The organism is Streptomyces sp. NBC_01669, assembly GCF_026339735.1.
GTDB classification, from domain to species: domain Bacteria; phylum Actinomycetota; class Actinomycetes; order Streptomycetales; family Streptomycetaceae; genus Streptomyces; species Streptomyces yanii.
The window spans coordinates 1,593,532-1,606,003 of the sequence record NZ_JAPEQG010000001.1; the positions used below are offsets into that span (position 1 = coordinate 1,593,532).

The 12,472-nt window shown below is 69.5% G+C and carries 9 protein-coding genes and 4 pseudogenes; 10 read left to right on the top strand and 3 right to left on the bottom strand.

The features are described from left to right. Positions 1 to 17: 17 nt before the first annotated feature. Together OG972_RS07105 and OG972_RS07115 are read left to right on the top strand one after the other, a co-directional pair. Positions 18 to 1,225 (top strand): annotated as a pseudogene (locus OG972_RS07105) (3'-5' exonuclease); the annotation flags it as partial. A 214-nt stretch (positions 1,226 to 1,439) separates the two neighbouring features. Further along, positions 1,440 to 2,660: a hypothetical protein gene (locus OG972_RS07115; RefSeq protein ID WP_266979318.1), complete on the top strand. Its 1,221-nt coding sequence runs from the start codon at positions 1,440 to 1,442 to the stop codon at positions 2,658 to 2,660. A gap of 84 nt (positions 2,661 to 2,744) precedes the next feature. On the opposite strand, the gene OG972_RS07120 is transcribed toward OG972_RS07115, so the two are convergent. Then, on the bottom strand, positions 2,745 to 3,746 hold the full coding sequence (locus OG972_RS07120; protein ID WP_266990320.1) for an alpha/beta fold hydrolase: 1,002 nt from the start codon (positions 3,744 to 3,746) through the stop codon (positions 2,745 to 2,747). Between the two features lie 382 nt (positions 3,747 to 4,128). Here OG972_RS07120 and OG972_RS07125 point away from each other — a divergent pair, with 382 nt between their 5' ends. Beyond that, positions 4,129 to 5,289 carry an ATP-grasp domain-containing protein gene (locus OG972_RS07125; RefSeq protein WP_266979320.1) on the top strand — a complete coding sequence of 387 codons (1,161 nt, stop codon included), beginning with the start codon at positions 4,129 to 4,131 and terminating at the stop codon, positions 5,287 to 5,289. Positions 5,290 to 5,462: 173 nt separating this feature from the next. Here the strand turns inward: OG972_RS07125 and OG972_RS07130 are convergent, their stop codons facing one another. Next, the gene (locus OG972_RS07130; protein WP_266979322.1) at positions 5,463 to 7,544 is read right to left on the bottom strand and encodes a sorbosone dehydrogenase family protein; all 2,082 of its coding nucleotides are present in this window, start codon (positions 7,542 to 7,544) and stop codon (positions 5,463 to 5,465) included. A 97-nt stretch (positions 7,545 to 7,641) separates the two neighbouring features. Further along, entirely contained in the window at positions 7,642 to 8,604 is a 963-nt protein-coding gene (locus OG972_RS07135) for a hypothetical protein (RefSeq protein WP_266979324.1), read from the bottom strand. Between the two features lie 141 nt (positions 8,605 to 8,745). On the opposite strand from OG972_RS07135, the pseudogene OG972_RS07140 reads away from it, so the two are divergent. From OG972_RS07140 to OG972_RS07175, 7 genes and pseudogenes are all read left to right on the top strand, one after another. Next, positions 8,746 to 8,835, top strand: a pseudogene (locus tag OG972_RS07140) (IS5/IS1182 family transposase); the annotation flags it as partial. Positions 8,836 to 8,923: 88 nt separating this feature from the next. Next, positions 8,924 to 9,049 (top strand): annotated as a pseudogene (locus OG972_RS07145) (IS5/IS1182 family transposase); the annotation flags it as partial. Continuing rightward, positions 9,021 to 9,206, top strand: a complete 186-nt coding sequence (locus OG972_RS07150) for a hypothetical protein (RefSeq protein ID WP_266991041.1) — start codon at positions 9,021 to 9,023, stop codon at positions 9,204 to 9,206. The pseudogene OG972_RS07145 and the gene OG972_RS07150, both read left to right, overlap by 29 nt. 143 nt (positions 9,207 to 9,349) lie before the next feature. Then, complete coding sequence (locus tag OG972_RS07155; protein ID WP_266979325.1) at positions 9,350 to 10,546, top strand: TIGR03118 family protein; 1,197 nt, start codon at positions 9,350 to 9,352, stop codon at positions 10,544 to 10,546. Between the two features lie 328 nt (positions 10,547 to 10,874). Further along, positions 10,875 to 11,093 carry a hypothetical protein gene (locus tag OG972_RS07160; protein WP_323135854.1) on the top strand — a complete coding sequence of 73 codons (219 nt, stop codon included), beginning with the start codon at positions 10,875 to 10,877 and terminating at the stop codon, positions 11,091 to 11,093. Between the two features lie 305 nt (positions 11,094 to 11,398). Continuing rightward, positions 11,399 to 11,770, top strand: a pseudogene (locus OG972_RS07170) (ATP-grasp domain-containing protein); the annotation flags it as partial. A gap of 173 nt (positions 11,771 to 11,943) precedes the next feature. Further along, positions 11,944 to 12,417 carry a hypothetical protein gene (locus OG972_RS07175; protein WP_266979327.1) on the top strand — a complete coding sequence of 158 codons (474 nt, stop codon included), beginning with the start codon at positions 11,944 to 11,946 and terminating at the stop codon, positions 12,415 to 12,417. Positions 12,418 to 12,472: the final 55 nt, after the last annotated feature.

Below are 12,472 nucleotides of genomic sequence, written 5' to 3' on the forward strand. Positions count from 1 at the left end.
GGCAGCCAGTCGTCGGCGTTGCCGCTCTGCGCAGCGGGCTCGCCGCCCTCGTCGAGGACAAGGAACTGCGTGACCGCGTGGACATCACCACCGTCGACGCCCTGGCCAGCCGGGTCGTCTCCACGTCGCGCCGCCCGCTGAGGGGCGGCGAGGAGGAGACCCGCTGGGAGCAGGCTGCGCGTGCCACCGGCTTCACGGGCACCGCACAGTTCCTGGCGCAGGAGTACAAGCACGTCGTCCTCGCGCAGAACCTGCGGAGTCCGGAGGAGTACGAGGTTGCCGACCGGCGTGGCCGAGGGAGCCGCCTCCCGGCCGCCGAACGCCCCCTGGTGTGGCGTACGGTCCAGGAGTTCTCCGACCGGCTGGCCGCCGACGGCCTGCGCACGTACTTGGGAACGTGCGCCGAGGCCGCCGACCTGCTCGAAGCGAACGGGCCCCTGTACCGCCACATCGTCGTCGACGAGGCCCAGGACGTGCACCCCGCCCTGTGGCGGCTCCTGCGCGCCGCCGTCCCCACGCGCCCCGACGACCTGTTCATCGCCGGCGACCCGCACCAGCGGCTCTACGACTCGAAGGTGTCGCTGAAGGCGCTCGGCATCAAGGTCGCGGGCCGCTCGACGAAGATGCGGAAGAACTACCGCAGCACGCACGAGATCCTCAGCTGGTGCACCGCACTGCTCGTCGGCCGCCCCATCTCACAGTTGGAGGACGACGACCGCAACGAGACGCTGCTGGGATACCGTTCCGCCCTCCACGGCGGCGGCCCGGCCGTGCACGCGGCTGCGTCGGAGGAGGCCGAACTGGACGCGCTCATCACGCAGATCCGCACCTGGACCGAGGCCGGTGTCAGCCCTGGCGAGATCGGCGTCAGCGCCCGCTTCAACAAGAACTGCGCCAGGCAATCGAACGCCTGACGGCCGTCGGCATCCCCGCAGCACAGTTGCGGTCCGACGCCTCCGAGGACGCGCCAACCGTACGAGTGGGAACGATGCACTCCTTCAAAGGACTGGAGTTCCGGTGCGTGGCCGTCATAGGCGCGCACGAGGGGGTGCTGCCCTACCCGGGCGCCGTGACGCCGGCCGACGTGGACCGCCTCCAGCACGAGGCGGATCTCATGGCTGAGCGCTGCTTGCTCTTCGTCGCCTGCACCCGGGCCCGCGACGGGCTGTACACGTCCTGGTGGGGAGAGCCGAGTCCGTTCCTGGTCGAAGCGGGGGCGGCCTGAGGTCATGTCGAAGGGGGCGTAGCCATCGCACCCGCCCGGCCGCCCGCATCGACTCGGGCACGGAAGGACGTACTTCCTGTGCCGAGGGATTGCCGGGAACAGGAAGGCACAACGCCACGCGGCTGCCCGTTCCTGCTCTTGATGACTCGTCCGGGTGCAGGCCAAGCTGAACGTGCAGGACGTACTGCCGACGAGACGCAACGGGGGATCGCGGATGAGGCACGTGCCGTTCTTCCGGTGGGTGCTGGCACTCGGTCTGGTGCTGATCGCATGTTCGGCGGGCCTATATATGGCCGCGCCGGGTTACCCCGAGCTCCGGCAGGTCGACCTGACCGTGCTCGACGAGAAGCCCGACGGGGCGTGCACGGTCCGGTGGACGGATCCCTTCGAGCTGCGCCAGCGCGAAGCGCCGTACCTGTGCGACGCCGAACGGGACCCGATCCTGAAGGCACCAAACTACGACCCGATTTCCGGCCACGGCTGGGACACCGGATTCGTGGTCGCTGAGGGCTCGGACAAAGGCGAACTCCACTCACTGGACGAGGAGGGCGAGGGAACCGATGGGCGGATCGAGCTCTCCGACACGCTGGTGGCGGTCGGACTGCTCCTGACGGTCATCGGCGTCGTCGGCGGGAACATCCGCTCACTGTTCCGGGTGATCGGCGTGAACCCGGAGGTCATCCGCCGAGCGCGGCGGCTGAGCGAAGCCGCCGCGCTGGTGGCCCAGGACCACCGGCGGGCCGTGGAAACGGTGCGGAAGGCCTGGGTCCCGTTGCACCAGGAGTTGGTGAACGAGGAGTTGGACCGGATTCCGGTCGCGCGGCTGCAGGATGTAGCCGGAGGACGGCTTCCGACCGAGGAGTTGGAGAAGGGCGGCGTCCGGACTGTGCACGATGTGCTCGACGCCGGGGTGTGGAGCCTGGGGCAGGTTCCCGGTGTGGGACGGCGGACAGCCGCGAAGGCGGTAGCCGCCGCGCGGCGGACGGCCGATGACGTGGGCGAGATCGTGGCGGTAGGGATGGATGCGGACCGGCCCGAGCCGCGGACCACAGCGCTGGTCGTCGCTCTGCGGGTGCTGGTGGAGGCATGGCCTCGGGCGCGGAACGTGGCAGAGGCGGGCAGGGAACTGGCTGCGCGGCTGGAGCCGCTGCTGACCGACGCCGCACCCGCCTCCGGGTGGAAGCAGATGCTGGATGCGGGGCAGGAACAACGTTGGCGTGCCCGGGTCGCCGTAGCTGAGCTACGCCTGCTGCTGGACAAGGCCGAACGGCAGAGCATCACGCAGCAGTTCGCGCAGACCTCGGTCGACCTGCTGCGCGGGCCGGACAACGATCCGGCCGGACTGTCGGCCTGGGTGGACTTCGAGACCCGGTCCGCCGAGTACTACAGCCTGCTTACGGAAGTCACAGACCATAGCCTCTCGTCGGTCGGCTGATCCACAACGTGGGTACGGACCACTGACATCGGCCGATGCGCACCCAGACCAACGGTGGCGGCCCAGTCGCTGCGAGGGTTCGATTCACGTAGCACTCCGCTCACTCGCCTCGCGCCGATCGCGCTCCACGGCCCGGTGGTACGCCGAGTCCAGCTCCCCCACCCCGCTGCCGGGCCTCCCCACCCGCAACAGTTCCCGCCACCGTTCCTGGCTCCAGTCGGCCGGGGCCGTGGTGCGCACGAAGTCCTCGACCAGGGCGCGGAAGCGCGCGGGGTCGCTGTGGAAGGGGAAGTGGCCCGCGCCCTCGAAGATCTCCAGGCGGCTGCCGGGCATCGCCGCGTGCGCGCCGTACGCGTGCCGGACCGGCACCACGCTGTCGCGCGATCCCCACAGCAGCAGCGTGGGCATGCCCTCCGCCAGATAGCAGCGGTCGAGCATGGTCACCACCTGGCCCCGCCAGTCGACCACCGACCGCAGGGTGCTGATGAACGCGCTGCGCGACGTGGCGTCGGGGAGAGCATCCACCACGTTGAGCAGCTCTGCGGCATCCTGCCCCAGGTCGGTGTCGAGCCGTTTGATCAGCCGGCTGAAGAGGCCGACCTGGCTGCGCATGCCGGGCAGCCGCAGCGTGGACAGCATCAGGTCCGCGCCCGGCAGCGACACCGCTCGCAGCACAGGGTTGACCTCGCGCCCCACGCCGCCCGTGCTTACCAGGATCAGGCGGTCGGTGCGCTCGGGGAACTGGTACGCGAACTGCATGGCCACGCCGCCGCCAAGCGAGTGACCGATCAGGGTGGCACGCTCGATGTCCAGCACCCCGAGCAGGTCGCGCATGCCGTTCGCGTAGGCCGCCACCGAGTAGTCGGCCCGCGGCTTGTCGGAGGCGCCGTGGCCCAGGAGGTCGGGGGCGATGACCGTGTGGTTGCGGGCCAGGTCGGGGATCAGATCCGCCCAGGTCGCGGAGGAGTCGCCGATACCGTGGATGAGCAGGATCACCGGACCGTCTCCGGCGATCCGGTACGCGCGGCGGTAGCCGTGCACCACGTGGTGGCGCAGCGGCACGTCCTGCCCGGACACCGAGCGCAGGCGGCCCGCTCGGGGCGGGCGTGATTCAGGTTCTGGGGCGCCGACCACAGGCTCGTCTCCCGTCTGCTTCCCCCGCTTGCTCCTCGAGCGTAGAGCCTCCGGCGCACAGGGGATTTCCGGGACGTTTCAGGCAGTGTGCGTCTGCTCGGCGAATCCGAGCGGGAAGAAAGTGGAAGGACTCCCGTCGAATCGGCATGCAACCACGTGCCCGCGAATTCCGTAACACGGACGTAGCAGTCGGGTGAGTCTCCGCACCCTATGATCACCCCCAGCACACCCGCCGCCGGCTTCCCTTCACCTGGCGCGGTTCTGCGCCTCTCCCTCTCCCTGACCGGGCACGGCCGTGCGCCGTCATGCCCGCGACCCCTGGAAGGCGGCCTGAATGGTCTCTCCCGTACGCGTCTGGCTCAACCGCACGTACGCGGAGAACGTGTTCTTCATGGATCAGCTGCGGGACAATCCCCAGGGCCGCCCCGTGTCGATCCATGCCACGCACGGCGACCCCGACTCCCCCGTGCTGGCCGCCGCCGATACCGCGGCGCTCGAACCGGAGGGCCTGTCCCCGGCCGCTTACCTCGAATACGCGCTGGCGCAGTGCGCCCGGCACGCCATCGACGTGTTCGTCCCGGTCCTCCATCAGGCGACCGTGGCCGCGCACCGCGAGGAGTTCGCCGCGCTCGGTACCGCTCTGCTCACCCCGCCCGCCGAGGCCGTCACCACGTTCCAGGACAAGGCGCGTGCGTACGAAAAGGTGCAGGAGATCGGTGTCGCGGTGCCGCCGTGGTGGCGGGTGCGCACGGAGGAACAACTCCTCGCTGCTGTAGACGCGTTGGAGGAGGCAGGCCACAAGGCATGTTTCAAACCGGCTGCGGGAGCGGGCGGTGTCGGCTTCCGCATCATCACGCGGACCCCGTTCTCGCTGCTCCACCTCGGCGGCTTCCCGAGCCCGTACGTCCCTCTCCAGCTGGTCGTCGACGCCCTGCGCCGCACCGACCGCCGCGTCGACTGGCTCGTCATGCCGCGCCTGGACGAGCCGGAGGTCTCCGTCGACTGCCTCACCGGCCCCGACGGACGGGTCAGAATGGCCGTGGGGCGCACGAAGAACGGACGTCGGCGCGGCTTCACGCTCGACCCTTCATGGACCGGACCGGCCCGCCGCATCGCGGAGACGTTCGGACTGCATCACCTGACGAACATTCAGTTCAGGCTGTACGAAGGCGAACCGGTGCTGCTCGACGTCAACACCCGCCCCGCGGGTGGTCTCCACCAGCTTTCCCAGTGCGGCCTGAACGCCCCCTGGGCCGCCGTGCGGCTCGCCCTCGGCGAGGAACCGGGCGACCTCGAACCGCGGTTCCTCGGTCCGGACTACGCGGTCGTGGCAGGACCGCGCCCGCTCCAGCCGAGAGCACTGCCGCACCAGCGGACCGACTCTCCGGTGCTGCAGCCCACAGCCCCGACCACACCCACTCCCTCGTCGGCGACCTCGCCCACCCCCGCGCCCTCCGGACCCGAGCGTGCCGACGCGGCGCTGCCGATCAGCTGAGGGGCCTCTTGGCAGTGAGAACGAGGATTACTGAGGCCCTTGTTCCCACTCCCGTCGGAGGCACGTGCCGGGTGGAGAAGCGCATCGGGTCCTACCCGCGTGTGCGTGTCGGGCCCCGAACCTTTCGTGACGGTGCGGGAGCGGGCCGACGGTTTCGGCCCGCTCCCGCGAGGTCACTCGTCGGCCGGAGTGCCCGTCACCTTCAGGTGCCGGACGCGGCCCGCGTTGTCGAAGGATCCGAAGCCCACCCGGCCCGAGGCGAAGACCGGGTCGGTGGCCGTGATCAGCGGGTTGCTGCTGCCGTCCAGGTAGACGGCGGTCTCACCGGTGTCGGCGCAGTGAGTCAGGCGCACCTTGTGCCATCCGTCGTCCTTGATCGCCGGAGGTGCGCCGAAGGATCCGTTCCACTGGTCGTCGATGCGCAGCCGGTCGGCATCATTGACGGTGAACATCCCGTTGTGCGGGTAGATGGTGTTGTCGCTCGACAGGTGCGCGTACTGGAATCGAGTGTCGGACTGGTAGTCCCAGATGAGAATGACGTCACGGTTGGTGATCTCGACGGGGGTGTCGATCCGTACCTCCGCCTCCACGGTCACAGAGGCGTAGCGCGGGCCCGCGGTCAGGACGGCGTACTCGAAGGGGCGGCGCGGTCCCGGGCGGGAGACGCCCGGCTCGGTCAGGATCGTCTCGCGTTCGATGTAGGCCCACTTGGCCGGGGTGACCGGCGCCCAATTGTCGGGCCCGGTGGTGTGGGTGGTGGGGGTGTTGCCGATCTCGCAGTCGGCGAAGGTGCGGGTCCCGGTCACCTTCCAGACCTTGCCGTTGGCCTTCGAGACGATGTACAGGCCGCCGCTGCGGTCGGAGCCGAAGCGAAGGTCGACACGTTGGTCACCGGCGAGGTCGCGCATGGTGACCGTCTTCCCGGTGGACTTGTCGAAGAGCATCAGCTGCTCGAGCGGCGCGAGGTCGGCGCCGCGCTTCATGTCGCGGGTGTCCGCGGCGAGGATCCGGCCGTCCACGAGGTCGCCGAAGATGTACTTTCCGAACAGCGCCGGCGCGTCCTTGCCGCGGTAGACGGAGCCTCCGGCGATGGCGCGGCCCACGTCGGACCGGCAGTTCCAGTCGGGTCCCGGGTCGTGGTCGTAGGCGGCGACCGGATAGGTGTAGCCGTACTGGGCGTCGTCGGCGGGGAGGGGGAGGATGCGGGCGCACGGGTCGGTGGTCTTCTTGTCGAAGGCGAAGGGGCCCTCGCGCTCGCTCCAGCCGAAGTTGTCACCGGCCTTGACCTCGTACACCGACTCGATGGCGTGCTCGCCTATGTGGCCCAGATACATACGGTGGCTGCCGCCCGCGTCCCAGCTGAAGCGGTGCGGGTCCCGCATGCCTATCGCGTAGATCTCCCCGAGAGCACCGGGCTCACCGACGAACGGGTTGGACGCGGGGATGCCGTACCTGCCGTTGGCGCTGTCGCGGCCCGCGGGGTCGATCCGCAGAAGTTTGCCGTGCGGGAGCGTCAGGTTCTGCGGCTCGCTGTTGCCGACGCCCTGCCCTCCGTCGCCCACCGCGAGGTAGAGCAGGCCGTAGTCCTCGTCGTGGGGCTTGGCCGTCGGGTTGAAGTCGATCTGCTGAATGCCGTGGACCTGGCCGCTGAAGCCGATACGCAGCACCTCGCGATGGGTGCCGTGGAAAACGTCCGCGGAGGGGTCGTCGGCGGTCCACTCAGTGATGACGCCGTGATAGCTGAGCGTGCCGGCCTGCCGGTAATCGGGGGTCTCGGTGGCCTGCGAGGCGAGCTCGGTGTGGATGGTGTAGAAGCGCCCGTTCGTGCCGAACTCCGGGTGGAACGCGGCGTACCCGAAGCCCTGACCGAGACCGCGGCCCGAGAAGAAGTGCGGGAATGCCGCCTTGACATCCAGGTAGGGGTGCGGGGTGCCCCCGGAGGTGCGCGTCGCCGCTCCGGGGTCGGTGAGGTACAGGGTGCCGTTGAGGTCGGGGGTCGCCATCCGGCCGGAGCCGTCGGGGAGTTCATTGATGGTGTTGATCCGGGCGTGGCGCATCAGGCGCGGGTCCGTCGGCGCCGGAACCGGTTCCGACTTGGGGAACTGCGCGAACTCCTGCAGGACGAGACCCGTCCTGGACTGGACGGGCTTCTGCGGAATGGGGTCGGTCAGGGCGGCTGTCGTGGCCGCGGCAGGCTCATCGGCGTGGGAAGGCGCGGCAAGACCGCCCAGGACGAGAGCTGCGCCGACGGCCACGGCCGCCCAGTTCCTTCGGTATGTACGTCGTGACGCCATGCGGGTCCCTTCGGGCTGGCGCGAAAAGTAGGAAAAAACGATCCAGGGATGCGAAAGGTCAGTGGCCCCGCGTCATGCGCTGGTACTCCGCCGCCACCGCTCCGGCCGGAACCGGGCGGTCCAGGAACAGGAGGTCGTCCATGCGGCAGTCGCAGGCGTTGTTCTCCCGGGTGTTCTGGGGGAAGCTGCCGCCGATCTTGATGCCGCGGGGATCGGTGGGCGAGGCACGGTGGGGCGCCGGTGTGGTGGCGAGTTCCCAGGGGTCGCCCGGCGTGACGTAGAAGCCGTCCAGGGGCTTGCCGTCGCGGTAGAGGGCGAGGGTACCGTCGCGGAAGTCGAACGTCGCGGCCAGGTGGACCCATTCACCGCGGGGCAGCAGCTCTTCCCAGGGGACGTCGGCGGCGAAAGTCTGGGAGGCGCCGCTGTCCAGGCGTCTCCCCAGCGCAACCAGCTTCAACTCGCCGTTGACCTGGATGAGTTCGAGAAGTGCACGCACCGCGTGACCGTCAGACGTTCCGGACAGTACGCCGGCCAGCCCGATCGCGTTGTAGCGGTCGCTCGGGTTGGCCGTGTTGGAGTTGAGGGCGGGATTGTCGCCCGTCATCTTGAACCAGCCCATGACGGTGGCACCCCGGGCACTACGGAAGGCCCCGAGGGACGACATGCCCTCGGCGTCCCAGGTCCCGGCCTTCCAGTCGTCGTTGCCCGCAGTGGCCGGGTTCTGCTGGCGCACCTGCAGGGCGGGCGAAGCGCCCGGGTACGCCTCGTCGGCCACGCGCATCGCGGAACCGCCGTTGATCAGGCTGAGCGTGGTGCCGGAGCGTCCGATGTCCTGCTCGCGACCGGGGTCGGCGGGGTCAGGGTGCCCGAAGTCGTACGCCGCCACGGCCTGTGCTCGCAGCGGAGTGTGGGTGGTTGAGGGGTGGGCCGCCTGGGCCGGAAACGTGGCGGCGGCAAGCGATGCGGTCGCGGCGAGCGCGGCGACGGCGAGTGAGTAGCGTCTGGTGCGGGGCGGTGTCATACGGCCTCCCAGCGGCAGCGAAGGGTCAGTCGGCCGGGGGCTCCCGGTCTATAGAAAGCGCTTTCGTCCGCGTGCGGGGACCATGTAACCCCTTCACCGCGCCCCTGACAATGGGCGTGTACTCGCCAATTTTTTTGGCTCGTGCTGCACACTGGGATCGCCCGGGAACACCTGCCGCAGGAACTCGGCTTCGGCTCGGGCATGACGTGCCGGTGCCGCCTGACTGAGTGGACCGAGGGCGCCGCGAACAGGCAGGCACCATGAACGCCGAGCTGAGCGATGCCCCGTAAGCGATCTTGATATGCGATGGTCTTGGGCTGTGGCTGGTGTGATCACGGCGTCGGAGCCGTCTTGGACAGCCCCGTTCACAGGGCTGAGCCCGCGTACCTTCGGCAAGTTGGTGACTCAGTTTCGCCGTGAGGGTGCCGGCGCGCCGGGCCGTCCTGGACTACTGCCGCCAACGACTGTCGGACGATCCGTATCTGTGGTCCACCACGCTGTTCGACAAGGTGGCCGGGCCGGCGCCTTCCTACTGGCTGTTCGCGCCGCTCATGGTCCCGAAAGGCGTCTTCGGCCCGAGCGTCGACGTCACGGCGGCGTAGGAAGCGGCGTGGACGGCGGCGTGAAATTCCGCCTGCCGATGACGTTCTCTGCGTGTCGCTGGTCCATTTAGTTGCCGTCACATGAGATGACTTCTATCGATTTGTCCCATACGGGGGCCCGTATTGGAACAGGAGCAATCCGCATGGCATCACAGGCATCGGCCCGTAGACCCCATCCCAGCCTTCGGCGGCTGACCACGGTCGCGCTCGCCCTGGGCACGCTCGGCGCGCTCGTCGCCGCGGCCCCGCCAGGGGCCGGGGACGCGCCGCGCAAGGCCCATCACGGCTTCCGGGAGCGCGATCTCGTATCCGACATCCCGGGCCGGGCGGAGAAGACCGATCCGAACCTGGTCAACCCCTGGGGTCTTGCCCGCACACCCGCCGGCGAGATCTTCGTCTCGGACAACGGCTCGGACAAGGCCACGACGTACTCGGGCGCCCGGGACAACCAGCCGGTCAAAATCCGCCCTCGGGTCGTGTCGATCCCCGAGGGCGGCGCCCCGACCGGGGTCGTGCGCAACGACACCGACGCCTTCCGCTTCACCGACGACCAGTCCGGGAAGTCCGGGGTCGCCCGCTTCCTCTTCGCGGGGGAGGACGGTGACATCTTCGCCTTCAACCCGCACGTGAACCCGACGAACGCCGTCCGGGTCGCGCACGAGGACAGCGATGGCGAGACCGCGGTCTTCAAGGGCCTGACGGTCGTGCCGGGCCAGCAGGAGCACGGGAAGGACAAGGGGCATGGGGAGGACTGCAAGAAGGGCGACAAGCGCCACAAGCCGCGCCTGCTGGTCGCGAACTTCCGTGACGCACGCATCGACAGCTTCGACACGAACTTCAACCTTCTGCCGCCGGACGACCGGTTCCAGGACCCGAACATCGAGAGCGGCTTCGCGCCGTTCGACGTCAAGCTGATCGGCGACAAGGTCTTCGTGACCTACGCCAAGCAGGACGCCGACAAGCACGACGACGTCGCCGGTCCCGGAAACGGCTTCATCGACGTGTTCAGCACGAAGGGCAGGCTGCTCAAGCGCTTCGCGAGCCACGGCGTGCTCAACTCGCCCTGGGGCCTCGAGACGGCGCCCGAAAAGTTCGGGAAGTTCTCCGGCGACCTGCTCGTCGGCAACTTCGGAGACGGCAAGATCAACGCCTTCGACCTGAGGACCGGCCGGTTCGAGGGAACCCTCCGGCACCGCAACGGGAACCCGATCGTGATCCCCGGGCTGTGGGGCCTCCAGCGCGGCACCGACAAGTCGGGCGGCAGGCACAGCGTCTGGTTCGCGGCGGGAATCAACGCCGAGAACAACGGGCTTCTCGGCACTCTGCGCGCCGAGAAGTGATCCGTCGCCGCACCCCGGGTGCTCGCCGGGCGGCTGCACCCGCCGGGCGAGCACCTGCCCGGCCACGGCTGCTCGCCCTCGCCTACCGTGACGCCCTGGCCGGCCGCGTCGTCTCCACGTCACGCCGCCCGCTGCGGGGCGGCGAGGAGGAAACCCGCCGGGAACAGGCCGCGCGCGCCACCGGCTTCACGGGCACCGCCCAGATCCTTGCCCAGGAGTACAAGCATGTCGTCCTCGCCCAAAACCTGCGGAGCCGGAGGAGCACGAAGTCACCGACCGGCGTGGGTGAGGCTTCGTCGCTCGTCAGGTCGAGTCGCGACGCTTTGAAGTGCCCGAGGCAGCGCCGCATCTGCGCGGCGTCATGGCGGTCATGCACGGGTACCAGGACGCGGACGGCGGCCAAGGGGTGGGGCCGGCGGACGCGATGAACGTGGTGCTCGCCGCCGCATTCCAGACCGCTGATCTGTTCACCGCCGACCGGCACTTCCGGATGATGCGGCCGCTCACCGCCCACAAGGCGTTCCGGCTCCTGCCCGACGACCTCTGAGGGCGGGCCAACAACGGGAGGACCTGCTCCGAAAGCACCGGCACAGAGCTCTCCACCGCTCACGTAGCGCTGCGCTCGCTGGCCTCGCGCAGACCCCGCTCCACGGCCCGGTTGTACGCGGATTCCGGCTCCCCCGCCGTGCCCCGGGCCGCCCCAGCCCCAGCAGCTCACGCCACCGTTCCTGGCTCCAGACCGCCGGGACCTTGGTGCGCACGAACTCCTCGACCAGGGCGCCGAAGCACGCGGGATCGCTGTGGAAGGGGAAGTGGCCCGCGCCATCGAAGATCTCCAGGCGGCTGCCGGGCGCAGTGGGCCGCACCAAGAATGTCCGCCGGCGCGGATTCACGCTCCGCCCGTCGTGGATCGAGCCGTCCCGGCTGATCGCCCGCACCTTCGGACTTCACTGGCTGACGAACATCCAGTACCGCATGTACGAGGGCGAACCGGTTCCGATGGATGTCAACACCCGTCCCGCAGGCGGACTGCACCGGCTCTCCCGGTGCGGGCTGAACGCGCCATGGGCCGCCGTGCGCCTGGCGCTGGGTGACGATCCCGGCGATCTGACCCCGGACTTCCTGGGAGCGGACTACGCGGTCGTGGCGGGTGCGCGCACACTGCGCCCGGTGGCGCGGCCGCAGCAGCGGACGGACTCCCCCGCCGGGGCTGTCTCGCTCTGATGCCCCCTGCGACATCTCGGCAGGGAGACCGCCAGGGGCTTAACCCCCAGGAGACGCGTGGGGGTAAACCCCCAGTGAAGTCGGGGATTAACCCGGTCGCTCGGACGACGCCCGGTCCGTAGCTTCTGGGGTGGAATCGACACACCGTTCCACCCAGCCTACGGAGGCCCCTCGTGACCGCCCCTTCGCGCCCGCGCACGCGCACTCTTCATCCGCTCGTCGCGGCCTTCGTGCGGTTCGTCGTGTGTGGTGGCGGTGTCGGGCTGGCGTCCAGCGGGGTGCTCGTGCTGCTCAACGACCGGATCCCGATGGCCGTTGCCAACGCGCTGGTCACCGTCGTCTCGACGGTCATCGCGACCGAGTTGCACGGGCGGGTCTCCTTCCGGAGCGAGCGGAAGGGGTGGGGAGTCCATCTTCAGTCCGGGGTGACGGTCGCCGTGAGCTACGGGTTCACGACAGGGGCGCTGTTCTGCCTGTACGCCGTCCGGTCCGAGCCCTCGGCCCTGGTCGAGCAGACGGTCTATCTGTCGGCGTCCGCCCTGGCGGGGATCGGACGGTTCGCACTGCTGCGGGTTGTCGTCTTCGCCGACCGGACCCCTGCGCGCGACGCCTCGCTCAGCAAGGCTGCGGTGGCCATGGCCGCGTGACGCCGCCTTCCCGGGAGACGTGGGGCGTATTGCTGCGTCAGGGAGACCTCCCCGG